Below are 21,236 nucleotides of genomic sequence, written 5' to 3'. Positions count from 1 at the left end.
CCTGTATCCAGAGCAAAGCACTACAGGCACAAGGCGGCCTTCACCGAGCGCTTACAACCCGCCGTCACCCAGAACCTTGCCTCGCAGGTCCCGGCTGACCCCGGTCTCCGAGTGCAGGAGGTGGTCCGCCGAGGGCGCGAGTTGGTAGACGCGCTCGCGCCCGAGCTCCGGGGCCAGGCGGGTGCAGACAAGCGCGTTGTAGAGCTCGTCCCTTGTCGCCGCGAGCAGGCGGTCCGGCGGCTGGTCGGCCAGGCCCTCCTCAGCCTCGCGTGACAGGAGCTCGGCTTGCAGGGTCGGCACGCCTGCGGCCCGGGCGGTCCGTAAGGCACCGGGATAGGTGTCCACCAGCAGCACCGGCACACTAGCGCGGTGGAGCGTCACGGCGAGCTCACACCAACTCTCTTTCAGTGTCCGCGCAACATCGGGAACCAAGGGCGCAGAGTGGTATCCGCTGCAGTGAGGCGCGCCTGCGAGATAGCGCTGAGCGTCTTCGCTGGAGCTCCGGCAGTCCTGGCTTCGCACTCGGAGGCAACCAGTCGGCTGGACAGCTCATCCGCCAGGGCCGGGATAACCGACAAGGGGAGGTCGGTGAGCATCTCGTAGAGCCGCAGCATCTAAGGGCAACGGTGAACGTGTTCGACCGCCATGATGCCCCGTTGCGACTCGCCCCGCCCGTTCTGTGCGGCGCACCTCGGACCAACACCGGCCGCGGAGAAGGGTTTGGGCGAACGCCTGCGGCATCCTCGACAGCTGCGAGCATCAAACGCCACCTGCCTTGCTTTCGGCTCCGTCTGCCTCTTCCTCGGTGGGCAGTTCGCAGCGGTTGTGGATGTCGGTCGCGGCAACCGCGCCGTGGCCCATCGCAACGACGACCTGGTCGAGCCCGCGCACGACACCGCCGGCCGCGTACAGGCCCGGCACTGTCGTGCGGTTGTGCTCGTCGATCACGAGGGCACCCGTACCGTCGTGCTCGGCCCCCAGCCCGACTGCGAGCTCGGAGTGGAGCCTCAGCCCGAGGGCCGAGTAGAGCACCTCGAAACGGTGCTCCTCTCCCCCTGCCGTACGTAGCAGCGTAATTCTGCCGCCCTCGATGGCGATCTCGGCCACCGGCTCGTGGATGACCTTGATGCCGTGCTTGCCCACGCGCTCGCGCTGGCCCGCGTCGAGGTCCATGCCGCGCCCCAGTGTCAGAAGCGTCACGTCGTTCGAGTAGGTGCGGGCGACGAAGACCGCCTCGCCCAAGCCTCTATCGCCGTAGCCGACAACCGCGATGCTCTTGCCACGCGCCTCGTAGCCGTCGCAGATCGGGCAGTAGCGCACGAGGCCGTGACGGACGGCGCCCGGCAGGTCTGGGAGGTCAGGCTCCACGTCGTCCGCGCCTGTTGCGAGAAGCACTCGGGACGCCCAGACCTCCCGCAGGTGGCCTGCCCCGTCAGCGAACCTTGCGGCGAACCCACCCTCGCCCTTCCGCAACGCAGTAACCGTCCCCCTGGTGACCTGCGCCCCGTATCGGGCGAGGTGCTCGCGCTGACGGGCGAGGATTTCGCGACCGGAAATGCCGTCGGCGAAGACCGGAATGTTGTGGCTGGTCGGGATCCAGGAAGCGCGGGAGTTCCCGGCATCCACGACCAGGAAGCGACGACCGAAGCGGGCGAGGTAGAGCGCGGCCGTCAGACCGGCTGGCCCTCCGCCTATGATCACGCAGTCGAGCATCCCGTCCATACCAGCGGCCCAATGCGCTGCCATCGGCCAACCCGTTCGGAGGAGTGTAAGCGCATTGGGATGACCCGGCGCGGCCTGCACCGGTTCCATGGGCCGGTGTCGATGCAAGCCGGGCTGAGCAAGGCGGTCGCGTCCGTCCGGCGCTCAGGTCGCCCCAAGCACCGGCGGCGCAGCACGGCAACTAGGTGGGAATATCCTAAGTAGATACGCAGCTCAGTGAGTGTGTACTGCATCACGTCTTCATCCAGAGCCAGGGGAGATGCTGGTCATCGACACGGACGCGCTATGTGCGGCTGTTGATCGGAGTCCGAGTTTGCGCAAGGTGCCGCTGCGCTAGATCCAGGTGCCATCCACTGAGGCTGTGCAGCCCGCCATTGTGAATGCGACGCACCAAAGTGAGGAACGGCGACAAAGCGACAACTTGAAATAACCCATCATTGCGCATCGCTGATGCCGCGAGGTGCAGCGAAGTAGCGCATCTTGGGCGACTCAGGCACTCGAGGGCTATCGACAGGACCTAATCAACGAAACTTGCTGATGAACAGGTTTGCTAAAGGGCGGACCATTCACTGCTGCACAGTGGGCCCCGAGCAGAGCTATGCAGCGTAGGCGCGGGTCACACGTGAAAACCGAACGTCGTCCGCACGATTATTCGGGCGGAACGGAACTTTGTCAAGCCGAAGCCGTTCGACAGCATGCACCATAGCGCGAGAGTTGCTGTTGATCCACTTTCCACTAATACTCGGTTTTGTTGCGGGGTGTGTGTCCACCTACGCGTTTGTTCCGCAGGTCGTGAAGATCTGGCGAGAGCGGGATTGCATCGCGATCTCGCTGAAGATGTACGTCCTGCGGCTGGCCGGCTTCGTGCTGTGGCTCGCTTACGGGGCTGCACTCGGAAGCGTTCCCCTCATTGTATTCAACCTGCTCAACCTCCTGCACGGCGGCGCCATACTGGTCTTCAAGCTTCAGGCACTGGGACTTTGTCCAGACCCGAAAGGCCGGTTTTGCGCGGAACGGAGCGCAAGATGACGTGGGATTGGGCGATAAGCGTGCTCGGCATACTCGCGGGCCTATGCACGACGGGGAGCTTCGTCCCTCAGGTTGTGAAGGCGTGGCGTGACGGTGAGACGAGGGCGATCTCGACGCGAATGTACGTCATCATCTCAGTCGCGTTCGTCTCATGGCTCGGGTACGGCTTGGTGATCAGAAGCTGGCCCATAGTCATTTTCAACGTGCTTAACCTGGGACTCAGCGGGGTAATTCTGTTCCTGAAACTTAGGTCTGCCCCGCCACGCCGCAAAGAAGCTTAGCCTTTCCTTTGGCGGCGGCCGATAACGTAGGCGGCGCATAACAGGACTAACCATTTACTCGCGCTCGTCATTTGGACCTACCGGAGAGATAAGGCCGGGTAATATACCGAATGTGGCTTGGTAGTAATACCCTCGCGCCTTCGCATCGACGTGTCGATGCGAAGGCGAGCGGCGCATCAGCGCCGGCGCCCGTCCGGGCTTGCCTGGCACCGTCGAACGCGTCCGTTCGAAGGCGCGGCGGTATAAGGCCCGTGCTCACGCAGGCATGCAGCCTGAGGTGCCACAACGCGCCATGATCGGACTTCAGTTTCGGTCAGGGGAATAGCCGCTCGGCAGTTATGAGCGGACGTCCGATATCCGGACATTGCGGCCTGAGGGTGTTCTCCAAGCACGAACGCTGTCGATGATTGACTCCGGTACGCCCTGCGCTCTCTGCCGCGATTGAGATCGGAATACGACCGGCTCTTGTCTGCGCCGGTGTCAGGCCGCATCCATCACGGCGTCAGCGGGAAGGCCTTCTGCCTGGATCCGCCACATCTGAGCAAACAAACCGCCCGCCTCGCGCAAGTCGCGCACAGTGCCGTCCTCCACGACCCGGCCCTCGTTGACGACGAGGATGCGGTCGAAGGCGGTGAGGGTCGAGAGGCGGTGGGCCACCGCGATCACCGTGTGATCGCGCATCAGCCGGACGATCGCGGCCTGGATCGCCATCTCGGTCTCGGTATCGAGCGCCGAGGTCGCCTCGTCGAGAAGCAGGATCGGCGCGGCCTTGAGGAGCGCGCGGGCGATGCCGATGCGCTGGCGCTGACCTCCGGAGAGTCTGGTGCCGCGCTCGCCGACGATGGTCGCATAGCCCTCGGGCAACGCTCGGACGAAGCCGTCGCAGGAAGCGGCGCGGGCGGCGGCGAACACCGCCTCGTCGCTCGCCTCCGGCCGGGCGAAGCGGATGTTGTCCATCACCGAGCGGTGCAGCAGGCCGATCTCCTGCGGCACCACCGCCAGCGCGTCGCGCAGCGAATCCTGGCGCACGCCGGTAATCGCCTGGCCGTCGATGCGGATTTCGCCGGCCTCAACGTCGTAGAGGCGCTGGAGCAGGTGCACGAGGGTCGACTTGCCGGCCCCGGACGGGCCGACAATGCCGACCTTCTGACCGGCGGGGATCGTCAGCGTCACGCCGGTGAGCGCCGGCCGGCCCGCGCCGTAGGAGAACGAGACCCGGTCGACCGCGATGGCGCCGCCGCCTGGCACCAGGGCCGGGGCGCCGGGTGCGTCGCACACGCTGCGGGGCTTGGCAATAACCGACAGCGTCTCCTCGATGAAGCCGAAATACTGCGCGACATCGACGAGGGAGAGCGCCATGTCCTTCGACGAGTGGACGATGCGCAGGGTCATGCTCGCCACTACCACGACGCTGCCGGCGCTCACGTCGCCCCGGCCCCACAGGTGCAACGTCCAGGTCAGGATGCCGGCGGCGAGCAGCCAGAGCGCGACGTCGTGGATGAGGCGGGCCTTCTCGAGGTAGAGCCAGCTTCGGGCTTGCGCCGCGGCCTCGCGGCGAAACCCCGCCTCGAGCCGCGCCCGCTCGCGGCTTCTCGCCGAGAACGCCTTCACCGTCCACATGTTGGCGATGGTGTCGACGAGATCGCCGGCGATGCCGGCTGCCTCGCCCGAGTAGGCCCGGTGGATCGGCCGACCCCGCGCACCGAACCGGATCAGCCCGGCGGTGACGACGAGGATCAGTGTGACGAGCGCCCCCGCTAGCGCACTATCGAGGCTCGCGAACACGATTACTGCGCCCACCACGTCGACGATCGGCGGGATGATGCGCCAGACGAAGGTGTTCACCAACGCGCCGAAATTGCCGGCCGTTGCGGTGATGCGCTGGCCCAGCGACCCGGCGAGATTTTCCGCGAAGTAGCGCATCGATTGGCTGCCGAGGTAGTCGAACAGCTCTGTGCGCAGGTCGACCCCGACCCCTACTGTGGCGCGGCAGGTAAGCCACCCGGTGAGGCGTGCGAGCGCCGCCTCTGCGGCGATCAGGATCAGGAACAGCGTGAGGGCGGAGAGCGCCGCCCCTCGAAGGCCCGGGGGTCCCGCCATCGCGTCGACGAGGAATTTGAGGCCGACCTGCTGGCCGACCCCACAGGCCGCGGAGGTGACGACGAGCGCGAACAGGCCGCCGAAATGCCAGCGCCACGCGCGCATGTGGCGCAGGATGAAGCGGCCGCCGCTCACTAGATGGGCGGGTCCGGCTTCCTGCGTCATCTCAGGCCGCATCGGTATTACCTTCTGCGGAGAAGCGGGCCGCCTGCATGCTGAGTTCCTCTGCGAGAGGTCGGTCGAGGCCGCGGTGCCCCGTGGGGTCATGGGCGTGAAAGAGCCCGACCGCGCAGGGGCGGTCGTTGTCCCACCCGGGATAATCTAGGATCGGGTAAAGGCAGACCCCGAGAACCGGCACCCCGGTCGCCCGCGCCGCCCGGACCTCGCCGCAGACGTAGTGCAGCCAGGCCGCCTTCGCTGTGCCCTCGGCCCCAGTCTCGGCGACGAGGAGCGGCCGGCCGTAGCGGGCATGCGTCTCGGCGAGCATCACCCGGAACGGCCGGTAGGCGTGGTGGCCCAGCGGGATGGTCGAGCCGCCATGGATCCATTGGTTGTCCGGGTAGAAGTTGACGCCAACGAAGTCGAGGAAATCCGAGCTGCCGCCGAGCTCGGGGGCGAGGCGCCCGCCCACCATGTCGAGGGCTTCGTACTGCACTGCCCGGTACGCCGCAGCCGCGGCCTCGCTTTCCGGGTCGCCGACCACGTGGATCGCCGGCTCGGCGTGGAGAAAGCGTGCGGCAGGATCGACTTCCCGCACCGCCCGCATGCCCGCGAGGGAGGCTCGCACGAGCTGGCGCTTCAGCGCCGCCCCCCGCCCCGTGGCGAGCGGACCGATGCGGCCGACCTCGGCCCCGGCCCAGGCGAAATAAGAAATCTCGTTGACTGGGCAGACGAAGGGCGGCGCGCCGGAGACCTCGCGCACCCGCCGCGCGGCCTCTGCCGCGAAGGCCGCGAAGCGGGGCACGAAGGCGTCCGACCAGATGTCGAGATCATCGGGCCAGCCGTAGTGGCACAGGTCCCAAACCACTTGGATTCCTGCCTCGGCGGCGGCTTCGATCATCGGCAGGGCGCTCGACCAGTCGTAGCGCCCCGGTGCCGTCTCGATCCGGTGCCAGCGCAGGCCGTCGCGGGCGGCAAGGATGCCGTGGGCGCGAAGCGACCGGTAATCGGCGAGGGCGTAGGTGTCGTGTCCCGTGGCGGCGAGGAGGTCGAGCCGGCGGCCGTCGGCGCGGCGCTGGCTGGAGCACTCGAAGCCGGCGAGGAAGAAGCTCTCGAACGGCGATGGGACGGTGCTCATTCAGCGGCGTGCCTCCCCGGGACGCGCGGGCGGCAGGCCGCGACGTAAGCCGCGACCGCGTCGCCGAGGAGCGGCATCACCCGGCCCCTGGCGCTGGCGAGCGCGGTGTTGCGCCCGTCCCATGGTCCCGGCGGAGCCGGCGGCGGCAGGCCGGCCGCTCGGGCGAGGCTTGCGGCGAAGCCGGCCCGACTCGTCTCTCCCTCATTGACGAGGTGCCAGGGGCCGGTCTCGCCATCGATGACGAGGTCGAGGGCGGCGTGGACGAGGTCAGGCAAATAGGTCGGCGAGACGATCTCCGTCCGCGTGACGCGCCATCTACGTCTCGCCGCGAGATCCGCCAGGATCCATCCGGCCTCGTCGCGGCCGTCGTCTAGGCCGAAGACTATGCTGGTCCGCGCGACGAGCGCCCGCGGATGCGCCGATAGGATCCCCGCCTCCCGCTCGGCTTCGCTCATTCCATAGGGACAGGCGGGCTGCAGGGGATCGCTCTCCAGGGCGGGGCGCCCGAGCCGGCCGTCGAAGACAAGATCGGACGAGAAGGTCAGCAGCGGACGGCCGGCCCGGGCGCAGAGCCCAGCGACGCGCGCACCTGCCCGGATATCGGCCCGGAAGGTCCCACCGGGATACCGCTTGGCCGCTGCGGCCGGGGCCAGGGAGGTGGCGTCGATCACCGCCCAGGTCTGCCCGTCATCGAGGGTCGCGGCGAGCGCCGCCTCGTCGACGAGGCGCGGCGCGAGGCCGCGCACCTCGCAGATCCGCGCGATCGATGCGCCGTACGGCCCGGCCCCCGCCAGGATGGCGACGGAGGAGCCCGGGATGCCGACGGAATCCGCGAGCGCGGTCGGCGCGGCGGCGTAGAAGCGATCGGCCCGGCCCCACCAGCCCGGCGATGCGAGGACCGGGTGGCACATCCGCCCAGTCTGGACGAGGTCCTGCGCGGCGCGGCCAAGCGCAGTGAGCCGGGGCTCGGGCGAACGGATGTCGAAGGCGCCGGGCTCGTAACGGCCGTCCCGGCGCAGCAGGAGCGAGTTCCAGTCCACCGCCCCGAACAGTGACCAGAGCGTCACCGCCCGGACCGGCACGCCCGCTTCGTGCAGGTCGGAGACAGCGTCCCAAACCGTGAAAAGCCAACGAAGTTGGTCGTCTCGCGTGCAGCCGTGATGCACCTCCGTGACCGCGAGGGGCCGGCGGTAGCGCTCCCAGACTTCGGTCAGCCGCGCCTTAGGCCCCGTGAGAGCGGCGAGGTGGCGGATCCGCACCGCTTCGACATCGGCGTAAAGCCGCCGGCCGTTCCCGCCGTGAAGATGCGACGGGTAGGTCCCGAGCTCCTCGTCGAGGTAGCGCTCGCTCGTCAGGTAGTGGTTGACCCCGATCACGTCCGGGCAGGCCTCGCCGCCGAGGAATGCATCGAGGTCCGACCGCGAGACCCCGGCGGCAAGCAAGCGCGCGTGCCAGGGATGCGCCGGGTCGACCCGGCCGCAGAGTAGGTCCAGGCTGAGCCAGCGCCGCTCATTCTCGTAGGCCGCCTGCCCGGCGAGGGCGGGAGTGCTGAAGGTCTTGCCGACATCCTCGGTCTGGATCAGCTGCGCGCCTGGGGTGATGGCGCGGATCGCCCGCATGGCCAGCAGCGTCGCCCGGCACTGATTGATCACCATGCGCAGGAAGGCGTCCTCGCTGCGGGCGTGCGGGTACCAGTGGCCGTAGAGGCCGGCGAAGCGGGCGGTGGTGAGCGGCTCGTTGACCGGCGTGAAGGCCGTGATCCAGGGGTAGCGCGCAGCGACGCGCCCGGCATGCCGGGCGAGCCCGTGCGAGAAGCCGGGATCGATGAGGGTCGTGTAGCGCGGCCCGCTGCCGTGATGGATGAGGCCGACGATCGGCGTGATACCCAGGCGCGTCAAGCGCGCCAGCCTGTCGTCGTGCCAGGCCCAGTCGCACGCATCGGGGTCCTCCGGCGCAACCGACTCCCACAGGACCGGGTAGCGCAGCGTGGCGAGGCCGAGGGACGCGACGCGGTCGAGGTCGTTCGGGCGGTCGCGGTGGCGGGTCTCGGCGACCTGATCGCGCCAGCCGTCGCCCACCCGCACGATGCTGCACTCGATCCCACCCCAGACTTCCAGCATTCCGTCGCGTCCCGCCGCCTCACCCACTCCGCAACCGGCACAAGCCTCTCTCATTGGCATCGTTCCGGGCCGTCGCATGCCTGTTGCGCTGCGATTATCACAAGTTAAAATCTGGTGTGCGGGCCAGGATCGCCGCTAAGAATGCAATTCTTGTCATTAACATGCGGCTATCAATGGCTTTAAATATAATAAATCATGCGAGAACGCCCGAAGATATCTAGCGTTAGTCGGTTCGGTCGCCTACTCGCATGAAGGGTAGAATGTGAAAGACACGCACGCCATCGGCGGCTTACGTCATGCCGGCCAGGGCCGCAGCCCGCCTCATGGCCGCGGCCAGACCCATCCCAAGGACCAAGCCGGTCCCTCCTCTGTGATCGTCGTCGACGAACCGTCCCGCCCGCTCCTGGTCTGCTTCTCGCACCTGCGCTGGAGCTTCGTTTGGCAGCGGCCGCAGCACCTGCTCAGCCGTGCCGCCCGGCATTTCGACGTCCTCTTCATCGAGGAGCCGGTCTTCGAGCCGGTGGAGATCTCCCTACTGCGGGTCGAAGCAGTGGCACCGGGCATCACCGTGGCGGTGCCCGTCCTGGCGCAGAGCCAATCCTACGCAGCGGACCAGGTGCAGGCGCGACTGATCCGCGAGTTCCTACACGAGCGGAGCCACCCGAAGCGGGTGTTCTGGTACTACACGCCGGCCGCACTCGGCATCTCGGGGGATTTCGACCGCAACCTCACCGTCTACGACAACATGGACGAGCTTTCAGCCTTCCGCGGCGCATCGCCAGACCTGGTCGCGCAGGAGGCGGAGCTTCTCACGCAAGCCGATCTCGTCTTCACCGGCGGACGCAGCCTCTACGAGGCCAAGCGCGGGGCGCATCCGTCCATCCACTGCTTCCCGTCCTCCGTGGATGCAGCGCATTTCGCCCGGGCGCGGGAGGCGGGGCCGGACCCGGACGATCAGGCCGCGATCCCGCACCCGCGCATCGGCTTCTTCGGCGTCATCGACGAGCGGCTCGACCGCGAGCTCCTGGCCGCCACGGCCTCCTTGAGGCCGGACTGGCACTTCGTGATGATCGGCCCGGTGGTGAAGATCGAGCCCGAGAGCCTGCCGCATCGCGAAAACATCCACTGGCTCGGCCCGAAGCCCTATGGGGCGCTGCCGGACTACCTGCGTCACTGGGACCTCGGGCTGATGCCGTTCGCCCTCAACGAGGCGACCCGGTTCATCAGCCCGACGAAGACGCCGGAATTCCTGGCAGCGGGTCTGCGCGTGATCTCGACTCCGATCGTCGACGTGCTGCGGGACTACGGCGAGGCCGGCCTCGTGGCGATCGCCGAGACGCCGGCGAGCGTCGCCCTGTCGATCGAGGCCCTGCACGCCGAGCCACCGGAGGCCTGGCGCGAGCGGGTCGACCGCCACCTCGCGCACAATTCCTGGGACCGGACCTGGGACGCGATGCACGCGCTCCTGCGCGAGGGGCTGCGGCAGGATGAGGCTCCGCTTCTCCTGGTGCACACGCCCACCCCGGCCTGATGCCCTTCTTTCTGCACCCGAAAGGTCCCGAGACATGTACGATTGGCTGATCGTGGGCGCAGGCTTCGCCGGCAGCGTGCTGGCCGAGCGCCTGGCGCGCCGGCGCGGCGAGCGCGTCCTCCTCGTCGACCGCCGGCCGCATGTCGGCGGCAACGCCTACGACCGTATCGACGAGGCGGGCGTGCTGATCCACCAGTACGGGCCGCACATCTTCCACACCAATTCCGAGGCGATCGTCGATTACCTGTCGGCCTTCACCGCCTGGCGCCCCTACGAGCACCGGGTGCTGGCGATGGTCGACGGGATGCAGGTGCCGATCCCGATCAACCTCGACACGATCAACCGCCTCTACGGCCTGTCGCTGACCTCCGAGGAACTGGAGGCCTGGTTCGCCGCGCGGGCCGAGCCGGTGGCCGACATCCGGACCTCCGAGGACGTGGTGGTGTCGGCGATCGGCCGCGAACTCTACGAAAAATTCTTCCGCGGCTACACGCGCAAGCAATGGGGGCTCGATCCCTCCGAGCTTGACCGCCAGGTCACCGCCCGGGTGCCGACCCGTACCAACCGCGACGACCGCTACTTCACCGACACGTTCCAGGCCATGCCGGCCCAGGGCTACACGCGGATGTTCGAGCGGATGCTCGACCACCCCAACATCCACGTGATGACGAACGCCGACTTTCGCGACGTGCGCGAGGTGATCCCGCATCGCCGGGTGATCTATACCGGGCCGATCGACGAGTATTTCGACTTCCGCTTCGGCCGGCTGCCCTACCGCTCGCTGCGCTTCGTGCATGTGACCCGGGATGTGGCCCAGCACCAGCCGGTGGCGGTGGTGAACTATCCCCAGACCGAGACCTATACCCGCATCACCGAGTACAAGCACCTGACCGGGCAGGAGCACCCGAAGACCTCGCTCACCTACGAGTATCCGAGCGCCGAGGGCGACCCGTACTACCCCGTGCCGCGGCCGGAGAACCAGGCCCTTTTCAAACGCTATGAGCGCCTGGCGCGGGCGGAAGCGGACGTCTGGTTCGTCGGGCGGCTCGCGACCTACCGCTACTACAACATGGACCAGATCGTCGGGCAGGCGCTGGCCGCGTTCCGACGCATCGATACCCAGCTCGGGCGGCCAGCCCCGGCGCGTCCGACCGCAGCCGCGGCTGAGACCGGCCCGTCGCTCGCCGCCAGCTGACTCTCACTTCGAGACTGGAAACCCCGTGCCGCTCGGAAAATCCCAACCGGGCCCTGACTGCGATCGTCACTGCCGATCGGAGAGGAAATGAATGGAGAATGCAGACCCCCACTCCTCAGGGATCCTCACGTCCCGGCCTCGCGAAAAACCGGGAGAGCCCGCCGCGGCCGGGACGCATCCGATCGGCCTCGGCCGGAGTCGGGACGGGGTCTTCCACGTTCCGGCAGGCGCCACGCGCCCGGTCCCCCTCCTGATCATGCTGCACGGCGCCAGGGCCTCATCACAGGACGTCCTGCCCATGGTCTCCGCGGCAGCGGAGGTTCACGCCGTCGCAGTGCTGGCACCCGAGTCGCGCGGGGCGACCTAAGATGTCATCCAGCACGCCTACGGGCCGGACGCGGCTTTCCTCGACGCCGCCCTGGCGCGGGTCTTCGCGCAGGTGACAGTCGGCCCTCAGCGTATCACAGTCGCGGGCTTCTCGGACGGCGCCTCCTACGCACTCTCGCTCGGACTGGCCAACGGCGACCTCGTCCGGGACGTCCTGGCTTTCTCGCCTGGCTTCGCCGCGCCGGCGCGGCGGCAGGGTGCACCCCGCATCTTCATCTCGCACGGGCGACAGGATCCGGTCCTACCCTTCGAACGCTGCGGCGACCGCCTGGCGGCGGCGCTGGTGCAGTCGGGCTACGACGTAGCCTACCGCCCGTTCAACGGCGGCCACGTGGTCCCGACGGAGATCGCCGAGGCCGCGTTCCGCCGCTTCCTGGGCTGAGACCGTAGTGTCTTACAGGGTTACGCCGACGGAAGGACAGCCAGCATGGTCGTCTCAGTGGCCCAGGCCCGGATCGAGCCGCTTCTGCGGGAGCGGCTCGTGCCGTTGCCGGAAGTCGAGCATTCCGATTTCGCAGCCTTCGCCGACCGGTTCGCGCAGGCCCGGGTCGTGCTCCTGGGTGAGGCCACCCACGGCACCTCCGAGTTCTACCGGGCCAGAGCCGCCATCAAGCAGCGCCTCGTCGCGCGCCACGGCTACCGCGTCGTCGCGGTCGAAGCCGATTGGCCGGACGCAGCGAAGATCGACCGCTATCTCCGGCTCCGGGCCGACACGCCCTTCCCGGACGAGACCTTCGCCCGTTTCCCGGTCTGGATGTGGCGCAACCGCGAGATCCTCGACCTGGCGCGCGGTCTGCGCGCCTTCAACGCGGGGCGGGAGGCGGCGGACCAGGCCCGCTTCCGCGGCCTCGACGTCTACAGCCTCGGCGCCTCCATGGCGGCGGTGCTCGACTACCTCGACCGGGTCGACCCCGCAGCAGCACGCCAGGCTCGCGACCGGTACTGCTGCCTCTCGCCCTGGCATGCCAAGCCCGCACGCGAAGATCGAACTGCATCGGGTCCTCCGAGTCACGAAGCCTACGTCCGTGACGCAGGAGGCCCGCAGCGACGCAGCAGCCGGCGTGAGGTTGCCTTGACGCCGCCTGGTGGTTCCGGCGCCACCGGACCCTGTCCTGCCAGGAGACGAAGCTGATGAGCGTGAAGGCACCGATGATTCAACCGACACGGCGAGGAGCACTGGCCGGCGGCCTGGCCTTGTCCGGTGCGCTGCTCGGAGCGGCGACAGGGACAGACGGCGTGGGTGCTGCTCCGTTAGCAGGTGCGGCAGGCACGTCGTCTCTGTGCAGAGCAGTGACGATCCGCGCCGACCAGGATGCGGGCCCGAATAGCGGCTTCTGGTGCGCCACCGGCTTCTCGCCTGCCGAACTCCTGTTCCTGCCCGAGATGCGCCAGACGTTGAGCTTCCTCGGGAGCCTCCCGGGCGACACCCGCCCCTTCGTGCGCATCCACTACCTGCTCAACTTGGTCACCGGCATGCGAACCGCAACCGGCGTCGCCTACGACTGGTCGCTCCTCGACGAGGCTCTCGACACGCTCGTCGAGCGGGGCCTACGGCCGATGTTCGAGCTGATGGGCAACCCGTCCAACCTCTTCACCGACTTCGACGAACTCGGCCAGGTAAAGAGCTGGCGCGACCTGGTCACAGCCTTGGCCGCGCGCTACGCGGCGCGTTTCGGCCGCAACGAGGTCACGGCCTGGCTGTTCGAGACCTGGAATGAGCCCGACCTGCCCTTCTGGTCGTGGGGCGAGCCGGGTCTCGCCAACTACTACGACGCGTGCCGGGCGGGGCTCGACGCGGTGGACCCCGCGCTTAGGCTCGGCGGTCCGGCTACGGCGCGGACGCTCTCGTCGACGTTCAGAGCCTTCCTCGCCCACTGCGACGCGGGCACCAACATCCTCACCGGCGCCGCGGGCGGGCGGCTCGACTTCATCTCCGTCCACGAGAAGGGCGTGCGTGAGAGTGCGGAGGACCTCACCCCGCGCCCCCTCCGGATGATCGCGCGCGAGCTGCAGGCCGTCGACTACGTGCGTGCGCATCACCCGCGCTTCGCCGACCTGCCCTTCGTCAACGACGAGGCCGATCCGCAGCTCGGCTGGGATACCCCGCACACCTGGCGCGCCCGGCCGACTTACGCGGCGCTCATCGCCAAGATCGCCGACCAGCACCGGCGCCACCTATCGGAGGCGAGGCGGGTTGATGCGCGGGTCGTCAACGACAACGGCTTCCTCGGCCGGTGGGGCCACCGCACCCTGTTCGCCTACTTCGGACCCCGTACCTTCCCCGGTGGCCAAGCCGGCCACCGCACCGATCTCGCCGCCGTGAAGGCGACGCGACAAGCCTCCGCCGAGCCGTTCGCGCTGGTCAAGAAGCCGGCACTGGCCGTCCTCGAGCTGATGGGCCTGCTGGGTCCGCGGCTCTGCTCCGTCGCGTCCGATCCGCCCCTCGCACCGGACCACGACGGCGTGGGGATGATGGCCACCACGTGGCCTGGTGCCGGGGAGGGGCTGAGCCGGATCGCGGTACTCGTGTACGGCAGCCCGGACAGGATCTGGAGCTCGGGCGAGAAGTGCCTGCGGGTCGGGTTCGAGGGCCTCGCGCCGGGCGACTACGCGGTCGCGGCCTTCCGGTTGGACGACGCGCATGGCTGCGCCTTCGACCTCTGGGACGACTGGGAGGCTCCCGACCAACTCGACGCGGATCAGTTCGCGGCACTGCGAGCCGCGCAGGAAGCGGGTCTCCTGGGAGCAGTCGAGCACGTGCGCCTCGAGTCGGGCGGTAGCCTGGTGCGCGAGGTCGTCGTCCCGCTGCCTTCGGTCACACTGCTTCTGGCCGAGCGCCGATCCGCGCGGCTCGCGGGCGCGCCGACGAACGTCACCGCCGCCCGGCAGCCCGGACCGTCCCCACGCGAGGATGTGTTGCTGACCTGGCGGCCGGATCCGAGCGACCGGGTGCAGCTCTTCGACGTCTTGTTCGGTCCGTCCGCCGCCGGTCCCTTCGAGCGGGTGAACCCGGTGCCGCTCCTCTCGGCGGCGTTCCTGCACGCGCGCGCTCCCGGCGGCGGCGTCTACCACATCGAGGCGCGGCACTTGGACGGCCCGCCGTCACGCTCGGGCCCGCTGGCATTCTGATGATGCCTCTCGTTCGCTCAGAATTTTGGCGCCACAGGATGGTGCAGTTTTAGGCGCCGATTCACCCCTGAGGAATACGCACATGCCCCTTCAAGTCACAAACCTGATTGGGTTACTCATCAGATGCGTCCGGCGTGATCACGAGGTTATCAGCGAATCCACTTCTCCGGGTGGACCTACAGCCTCCCAGTCCCAAGCCCGACCGACAGATAGGTTGGAGCCTCGACGATCTTGTCACGAGCCGCTTGTCGGTTCCAAGACCCAGTATTGATGAGGACGGCAGGCACCTCATCAAATAACTGCTTCGATCAGCCCCAATTTTTTCGCTTCCTGCGCCTCGATGTACCAATTAGATGGTGCGCGTTCGAGAACTTCGGCCATCGTCACGCATGAGCCGTCGATGAGATTCGCAAAACCCTCGTTCTGTATCTGGATCGAGCATTCTATCTCGTGGAGAGTCGCCTTGACGCTTGCTACACATGTAGTCAGCGGGCCGTTCAGGCTGATATCCTTCGCGAGTTTGCGCTCGTGGATCATCAGCCTCGTACCCGGCGTGAGATAGCGGTTTGATCGCGTGAAGAAGCTCATGAAGGTAGTGCCGGCGGAGTAGATCGCGGCTTTGCCCAGGAAGACAAAGCGGCGCTCCGGCGTCATTTGGCTATGGAAGCGGATGTCCTCCCCCATCATGCGTGCCACCTCGGGATCGCCGCCCAGCGTGGTGAGCTCGACCACGACCAGCTTCCTTTCCGAAGCCTGATCGAACTGGCGTCGGAAGTCTTTGTACATGTCATAGTCGACAGAGCCTGACAACAGGACGGCTGGCGCCTTGAATGCAGGTGGCGAGAGCGGAGCGATGTCATCCATGGGGCCTCTCCAGAGGTAGGTTCTAGCCAGATGCAACTAGTGTTCGTGGCCGTCGCCACTGCTCAGCCGAATGCGCGAGCCTGCAAGTTCGGGATCGGGCCAGGACGCCATCAGGGAATCAGGACGAAATTGCTCGGAAGGGATGCCTCGGGCCCTCGCGGCGGACATGGGCAATGTCCCCCCGCTACGGCGGATCCCGCCGCAGGGCGGGGGCGTTAGCGAGGTAATGCCGCTCTACCTCGACTGCGACGGCGCGCTGGCGGATTTCGACGGAGGCGCGACCCGCGTGCTCGGTTGCCCGCCGCGCGAGTACCAGCGGCGCCACGGCCCTGCGCGGTTCTGGGCCGCACTCGCACGCGTCCCGGACTTCTACGGGCAGCTCCCGCTGATACCGGACGCGATGGCGCTGTTCGACGCCGCTCGACCCCTGGAGCCAGTAATCCTCACCGGGTGCCCGCGCGGGACCTGGGCGCAGCCGCAGAAGCACCTCTGGGCCGCGGAGCACTTTCCGGGCACGCGCCTCATCACCTGCCTGGCGGTCGAGAAGCGTCTCCACTGCCGTCCGGGCGACGTGCTCATCGACGACACGCCGACCCACCGCGCCCTCTGGGAGGCGGCGGGCGGCACATTCATCCTGCATCGCTCCGCCCGCGCCTCGCTGAGGGCCCTGGCGGCGCACTGGACGGGCGGTCCATCCGGCGGAGGACCCGACGAGGCGTGACATCGGCCTTGGGTTTTCGAGGGACGCGGAGGCGCAGAGGGGACCGCGCCGTCGGGATTGCGGCGAGACCACTAAGCTCGTCGCCTGCATGTTGGGATCGTCACTCGGTCCGATCGGCAGCAGGGCGCCGGTGCCCGGCGTCGCGTCCGGGTTCATGTGGCGCGGGTAGGCGTGCGGGCCGGCTGCGGGCATCCGCGACGAGGCGTCGCTCAGGCGTCGGAGGGTCTCCGGCGGCGTCTCGGCTTCGGCCGCCGCGACGGTGTCGGTGGTGCCGCCCGCCACCGCGTCGAGCCGGGCCCGGTCGGAGGCGATCCGCACGACCTCCGCCTGCCAGTCGGGCTCGCGGTCCATCCGGCGCCGCAGATCGTCGGGGCGGGCAATGTCGAGAGGATCGTCCTGCCCGAAATCCTGGCCGTTGCGGTCGGTATAGGGGTCGAAGTCGCGTAAGTTCGGACGGGACCGGGCAACCCTGCGGTCCGGTTCCGTCGCGGGCTGGTCCTGCCCAGGGTCGGTCATCGCCACCAGCAGGGCGCGATCCTCGCGCCGCTCCTCACGCATCAGCAGTCCGGCGCCAACGAAGGAGAGGGCGCTCGCAGCGTCGAGGGCGAGGTGCGCCCGCATCGAGAGGACCGGCAGCAGGCCGCCCTCGTGCCGGGTGAGCAGCGTGTAGGCGAGGTGCCAGACTGGGCCTACGCTCATCACCCTGCGGGTTCCGGGGCCGCGTCCCTTGATCCGACCGAGCGCCGCGATGAAGGCTGGGATGGGGTAGTCACTGGCCGCGTGGAGGCGTCTGCTGATCACGTGGGTGCTCCCGTGGAGGTGGCGAGGTGGTCGTCGCGCACGGCGCGCGTCGTCAGTCCCAAACCAATCTCAAGGAAACTCATGATCACGTGCGGCCACATCACCCGATCGGCGAACCCGAACAGCCACGGCGAGACGACGAGCAGCAGCCCGGCTGCAACGTCAATGCCGAGATGGACCGGCAGGGGTACGAGCTTGACGGCAGAGAACTCGTAGTCGGTGCACAGGCTCATCAGCAGAACGGCGGCACCGACGGCCTGCATGATGAACTGCGCCGCCGTGCCGTCTGCGAAGCCGAGCAGATCAGGCAGCCAGATGAGCAGGAGCCCAGCTCCGTAGTCGAGGATGGCATGGACGCGTGAGGGAATGAACCGCATGGATCGCTCGCGAGAAGGAGAAGCGCCTCGAAGCGAGGTCCGACCTGGGGAAGATCCACAGGCAACGCGGAGGCGATCGCCAGCGCGGGAGCAGCTGGCCGAGAATGATCGCAGGCCGGCTTCCCGGAACGCCTCCGCGCCTAGTGGGTTGGCTGCCTGTACACCAACACGAAAGTCGACACGTGTTCTTTAATTTTTGTTAAACTGACTTCGCTTCGTGAGACGGCGATTAGACCGATGTAAAGCGCAGCACAAGACTTGCTGGATTTGCTCCAGCATTCGCGTGGGCGTGTTCCGTCGTGATCCATTGAGGCAGGGCGGGACCTCTGGTGCCGCGCTGATACACACCGCGAAGACGCATCTCCGCTCATCGGCCTGTCGGTGTCGGCTATGCTTCGATCATTCCGCGGATGACAGCGAGAGCTGATGCATCGGCCAGGTGGAAGGCGACCGGCAGGCTATCCTGTGGATCCCCGTTCTTTCCATATTCGAAACGGTACTCACCCTCAAAGTAAGTCTCCTCAACCCAAAGCAGCGCTTCGGCCACGTAAAAATAGTCGCCGTTTGTGATCTCTGGCACCCGATAAACATGCATTAATTTCATACCAAGGTCCAGATTTAGAGGTGATGCATAGGTGCATACGCACCAGAGAGATCGAAGTTCCTAGATCAGGCAAAACATATGATTGAATGAGGGCGAAAATCCTCATGACCCAACTCTCTTAGCAAAGCTTCCGGCGTCACAACCAGACTACCTGCCCGCAGGGGATCCGGTTGACTCTGAGTGACGATGCACCATCCGCTAATAGAGAACCACGTAGAAACGGGCCATGTAGGGGCCCGAGGGCGCGCCTGTCAAAGACGATGAGTGATGACGACGCGTTCTGTCGTCGTCACCGAAGGTAGACTTGGAGCCGCTAGCGGGCCGGGCTATTGCCGGTCCAGCGCACACCCCTCGACTAGCAGAACCATCACCGCTCACAGCCTGCCGTCAGCGGTCGCTGAGCGGGACTCCGGGGAACGGTCTGACCGATTGTACGCCGTCTTGCGGAGAACCTGACGCTCCGATCGGTCCGAAGTCGGCCCGGTCCCCCAGGATGCGCCTCGCTGAGATGATTTTCTGGAGGGTCTGCCGGCTTTCACCGCTGTGCCGCGCAAGATCCTCCAAGCGGCGGAGCTCTTCGATCGTCCGCACGGTCAAGGCATCGTATGGCCCGCCATGATCATGTGCCAGTTCAAGGACGAGGTCGGTGAGTCCACCATCAAGTTCGGCATCGGCTCGTTCCACTATCGTCAATCCCTATACGCTTGTTTGTTTCCAGTTCCCCTTCCTGTGTGATGCGCAGACACCCTTTCATTAACCCATGCATCGAGTACCAAAGAAGGTTATTTCCTGACATTGCACGAGCGCACGCACTCCCACTCTGGCAGGCGGAGGACACAGTTACAAACAGCCTATCTGAACGACGCCGGCGAGATGTCATGCCGCATATCGGACCGAGTGACGAGTACAAGTAAATTGTTGACGGAAGGCGGGAATGGTACGAGACCGCACAGTCTCACCTTGAAATTGGCTTGATCCAAGTTAAAAGCCAGCGAGATTTGCCTACCGGACTTTTCCGCTGCGTACGGTAGCCGACACATCCGCCGCGCCCGGATCACCACAGCCTCCGCCGCGCGATCGTCCACATCGAAAGTACGGTCCTGCGCATTCCAGCAGCCGCTGTGCACGCACCCCTTGATGGGACCGCGGCTTGGCATGGGTTGCTCGGACCCTCCGCACTGAGCCTGATCGCTTAGGTGGGGCGGATTGCCGGTTGCCTAGTGCACTGACGCGGACGAACGCACCACGCCCGCTCTCGCCAACCGCTTGCAAACGCACCGGAAATCGCAACGAGCTGTGTACCTTTTGAAGGCGTCAGTGCACTAGCATCCCGGGATGGCCTGGGCATGAGGCGTCATGATCGCGCCGGTCCACACCCTGCATCCGGTGCATTGGGCCACTAACATGAGTTAAGCTCTCCCTGCACACGATTATGGAAGATTAATACCGAGGAACTTCAAACTTATATTATCATTGTCTATATCGCCCTGGGCCGATAAGTGCCATTCCAAGCGGAGAAGGTGCTGCTTAGTGGTGCCGCCGGTCTCAGCTCCGCATTCTATGCCCTCGTTGCAGGGGTGAACCGCCGGGATCGCATCCTTGTCGGGAAGTTTGATGGCCAGAAATCTCGTCGTGGCCCGCATCGGGCGGAACTCGCTGCACCGGTGTTGGATCGACCCGGGTAAAGCACGGGACTGGGACCTCTATCTCTGCCCGTTCCAGGACATCGCCTCCCAGGAAGACCTGCCCTGTACCGTCGGGGAGGTCCTGCCGGGCCCGAAATGGACGGGCCTGCGCACCCTGCTGAACGGATGGGACGGCTGGCGCGACTACGACTACATCTGGCTGCCAGACGACGACATCCTCGCCGATCAGGACGCTATCACGGCGATGTTCGCGGCGGGACGGGCGCTCGACTTCCAGCTCTTTGCGCCAGGCCTGCACGAGACCTCGCACTTCGCGCACTACATCGGTATGCGCAACCGGCGCTTCTTCGCCCGCCGGGTCGGCTTCGTCGAGATAATGGTTCCTTGCTTCAGCCGGGCCGCCCTCGATCGGCTGCTGCCGACCCTGGACCTGTCGACGACGGGCTGGGGCTGGGGTCTAGATTCCCTCTGGCCCAAGCTCCTTGAGGATCGGGGGCTCGGCATCGTCGACGGCGTCCAGGTCCTCCACACCCGGCCTGTCGGTCAGTTCCGGGACGCGGAGCTCGGGTGGCGCGTCATGGCGGAATCCGACCGCATCCTCGCAGATCACGGGTGCGGGCAGCGCATGGTCACCTTCGCGGGCATCGGGCCAGACGGCCGGGACCTGGGCCACAGTCCCGACGCGCTGCTGGTCGAGCTCGTCGAGGGGTGGAGCTACCTGCTCGAGCGGGATCCGCGGATCCTGCACTGGATCGTCGCGCAGCAGGAGCCGTTCTTCACCTGGCCCGGCTACGCGGTCGCAGGATCGCCGACCAGCCCCGGCGCCGTTGGGGCCGCCGCTGTCGGGTGCGGCCCATGACGGAATCGTGGCTGACGGGATCGCAGCTGGCGGTGGCCTTTCAGACGACCGTGAAGTCAACGCGAAACAGCACGCGGCCGCGTTCGTCGGTCACTCCATGTGCCAGCCCTGCTCCATCGGAACGCGCTCGGCTCTGTCCGCCAGGAGCAGGCCGGCCAGACGGACCGCCTCGTGGCGCGCAGCCGCCCAGTTCGGAAGCTCGACGCCCTCGTCGTCCGGATGATTTCGGCTGCCGAAGGTATTGAAATGGAAGCGCGGCATTCTACCCGTGGATAGTAAAAGGAAAGACAGGGATCTCGATCTTCAATCGCTGTCGCAGCCGGCTACAACAACGTAAATCAATGCTCAGGCCGCCCATCAGGGTGGCTCGATCGACCACCCTGCCAGCAGCTGCAAGGCGAGATGGCCGCACACCTGAGCCGCATCAAGGCATGGACGCGGCTCGTTATCCCCTCGGCCCGCGCTCTGTTTGGTATCGAACCGGATCATATCCAGATCCGACAGGTTGGTCGTGCATCTGGTCAGCCCCCATCGGAGTGGTCCGCCCTGAAGTATGGCTTTGAGCCGACGGAG

18 protein-coding genes are annotated in these 21,236 nt (G+C 66.8%); 8 read left to right on the top strand and 10 right to left on the bottom strand.

The window, feature by feature from the left end; translation table 11 throughout:
* Nucleotides 1-51: 51 nt before the first annotated feature.
* Together MFF64_RS34765 and MFF64_RS34760 are read right to left on the bottom strand one after the other, a co-directional pair.
* Nucleotides 52-381: a potassium channel family protein gene (locus MFF64_RS34765; RefSeq protein ID WP_238193655.1), complete on the bottom strand. Its 330-nt coding sequence runs from the start codon at nucleotides 379-381 to the stop codon at nucleotides 52-54.
* A gap of 378 nt (nucleotides 382-759) precedes the next feature.
* Complete coding sequence (locus MFF64_RS34760; RefSeq protein ID WP_238193654.1) at nucleotides 760-1,722, bottom strand: NAD(P)/FAD-dependent oxidoreductase; 963 nt, start codon at nucleotides 1,720-1,722, stop codon at nucleotides 760-762.
* Between the two features lie 669 nt (nucleotides 1,723-2,391).
* Here MFF64_RS34760 and MFF64_RS34755 point away from each other — a divergent pair.
* Both MFF64_RS34755 and MFF64_RS34750 read left to right on the top strand, forming a co-directional pair.
* Nucleotides 2,392-2,751, top strand: a complete 360-nt coding sequence (locus MFF64_RS34755; protein WP_309296483.1) for a SemiSWEET family sugar transporter — start codon at nucleotides 2,392-2,394, stop codon at nucleotides 2,749-2,751.
* The gene (locus MFF64_RS34750) at nucleotides 2,748-3,032 is read left to right on the top strand and encodes a SemiSWEET family sugar transporter (protein ID WP_099900461.1); all 285 of its coding nucleotides are present in this window, start codon (nucleotides 2,748-2,750) and stop codon (nucleotides 3,030-3,032) included. The genes MFF64_RS34755 and MFF64_RS34750 overlap by 4 nt, the downstream gene beginning before the upstream one ends.
* Before the next feature lie 480 nt (nucleotides 3,033-3,512).
* On the opposite strand, the gene MFF64_RS34745 is transcribed toward MFF64_RS34750, so the two are convergent.
* The 3 genes from MFF64_RS34745 to MFF64_RS34735 are packed head-to-tail and all read right to left on the bottom strand — an operon-like array spanning nucleotide 3,513 to nucleotide 8,549.
* Complete coding sequence (locus tag MFF64_RS34745) at nucleotides 3,513-5,309, bottom strand: ABC transporter ATP-binding protein (protein ID WP_238193652.1); 1,797 nt, start codon at nucleotides 5,307-5,309, stop codon at nucleotides 3,513-3,515.
* The gene (locus tag MFF64_RS34740) at nucleotides 5,299-6,429 is read right to left on the bottom strand and encodes a beta-glucosidase (RefSeq protein WP_238193651.1); all 1,131 of its coding nucleotides are present in this window, start codon (nucleotides 6,427-6,429) and stop codon (nucleotides 5,299-5,301) included. Before MFF64_RS34740 ends, MFF64_RS34745 begins: the two co-directional genes overlap by 11 nt.
* Nucleotides 6,426-8,549: a sugar nucleotide-binding protein gene (locus tag MFF64_RS34735; protein ID WP_238193650.1), complete on the bottom strand. Its 2,124-nt coding sequence runs from the start codon at nucleotides 8,547-8,549 to the stop codon at nucleotides 6,426-6,428. The genes MFF64_RS34740 and MFF64_RS34735 overlap by 4 nt, the downstream gene beginning before the upstream one ends.
* A gap of 262 nt (nucleotides 8,550-8,811) precedes the next feature.
* Between MFF64_RS34735 and MFF64_RS34730 the strand changes: the two genes are divergently transcribed.
* From MFF64_RS34730 to MFF64_RS34710, 5 genes are all read left to right on the top strand, one after another.
* Nucleotides 8,812-10,080, top strand: a complete 1,269-nt coding sequence (locus MFF64_RS34730; RefSeq protein WP_238193649.1) for a glycosyltransferase — start codon at nucleotides 8,812-8,814, stop codon at nucleotides 10,078-10,080.
* Nucleotides 10,081-10,114: 34 nt separating this feature from the next.
* On the top strand, nucleotides 10,115-11,275 hold the full coding sequence (glf, locus tag MFF64_RS34725; RefSeq protein WP_238193648.1) for a UDP-galactopyranose mutase: 1,161 nt from the start codon (nucleotides 10,115-10,117) through the stop codon (nucleotides 11,273-11,275).
* 439 nt (nucleotides 11,276-11,714) lie between these two features.
* Entirely contained in the window at nucleotides 11,715-12,044 is a 330-nt protein-coding gene (locus MFF64_RS34720) for an alpha/beta hydrolase (RefSeq protein ID WP_238193647.1), read from the top strand.
* A gap of 45 nt (nucleotides 12,045-12,089) precedes the next feature.
* Nucleotides 12,090-12,794 (top strand): erythromycin esterase family protein, encoded by a 705-nt coding sequence (locus tag MFF64_RS34715; RefSeq protein ID WP_238193646.1) that lies wholly within the window; start codon nucleotides 12,090-12,092, stop codon nucleotides 12,792-12,794.
* 158 nt (nucleotides 12,795-12,952) lie between these two features.
* Nucleotides 12,953-14,791 carry a GH39 family glycosyl hydrolase gene (locus MFF64_RS34710; RefSeq protein ID WP_238193645.1) on the top strand — a complete coding sequence of 613 codons (1,839 nt, stop codon included), beginning with the start codon at nucleotides 12,953-12,955 and terminating at the stop codon, nucleotides 14,789-14,791.
* A 291-nt stretch (nucleotides 14,792-15,082) separates the two neighbouring features.
* Here MFF64_RS34710 and MFF64_RS34705 read toward each other — a convergent pair whose 3' ends face one another.
* The 4 genes from MFF64_RS34705 to MFF64_RS34690 all read right to left on the bottom strand — a co-directional run bounded on the left by MFF64_RS34705 (nucleotide 15,083) and on the right by MFF64_RS34690 (nucleotide 18,158).
* Nucleotides 15,083-15,655 (bottom strand): ATP-dependent Clp protease proteolytic subunit, encoded by a 573-nt coding sequence (locus tag MFF64_RS34705; RefSeq protein WP_238193644.1) that lies wholly within the window; start codon nucleotides 15,653-15,655, stop codon nucleotides 15,083-15,085.
* 184 nt (nucleotides 15,656-15,839) lie between these two features.
* Nucleotides 15,840-17,075: a hypothetical protein gene (locus MFF64_RS34700; protein ID WP_238193643.1), complete on the bottom strand. Its 1,236-nt coding sequence runs from the start codon at nucleotides 17,073-17,075 to the stop codon at nucleotides 15,840-15,842.
* 98 nt (nucleotides 17,076-17,173) lie between these two features.
* Nucleotides 17,174-17,554, bottom strand: a complete 381-nt coding sequence (locus tag MFF64_RS34695; RefSeq protein WP_099901144.1) for an SPW repeat domain-containing protein — start codon at nucleotides 17,552-17,554, stop codon at nucleotides 17,174-17,176.
* A 388-nt stretch (nucleotides 17,555-17,942) separates the two neighbouring features.
* Nucleotides 17,943-18,158, bottom strand: a complete 216-nt coding sequence (locus tag MFF64_RS34690; RefSeq protein ID WP_238193642.1) for a hypothetical protein — start codon at nucleotides 18,156-18,158, stop codon at nucleotides 17,943-17,945.
* 1,614 nt (nucleotides 18,159-19,772) lie between these two features.
* On the opposite strand from MFF64_RS34690, the gene MFF64_RS34685 reads away from it, so the two are divergent.
* On the top strand, nucleotides 19,773-20,663 hold the full coding sequence (locus tag MFF64_RS34685; RefSeq protein ID WP_238193641.1) for a hypothetical protein: 891 nt from the start codon (nucleotides 19,773-19,775) through the stop codon (nucleotides 20,661-20,663).
* A gap of 90 nt (nucleotides 20,664-20,753) precedes the next feature.
* Here MFF64_RS34685 and MFF64_RS34680 read toward each other — a convergent pair whose 3' ends face one another.
* A complete protein-coding gene (locus tag MFF64_RS34680) occupies nucleotides 20,754-20,924 on the bottom strand; it encodes a DUF6894 family protein (protein ID WP_238193640.1) in 171 nt (56 codons plus the stop codon).
* Between the last annotated feature and the right edge of the window lie 312 nt (nucleotides 20,925-21,236).

The organism is Methylobacterium frigidaeris, assembly GCF_022179185.1.
Lineage (GTDB): Bacteria > Pseudomonadota > Alphaproteobacteria > Rhizobiales > Beijerinckiaceae > Methylobacterium > Methylobacterium frigidaeris.
The sequence above is the reverse complement of the archived record's forward strand: the minus strand, read 5'-3'. Positions and strand labels throughout refer to the sequence as shown.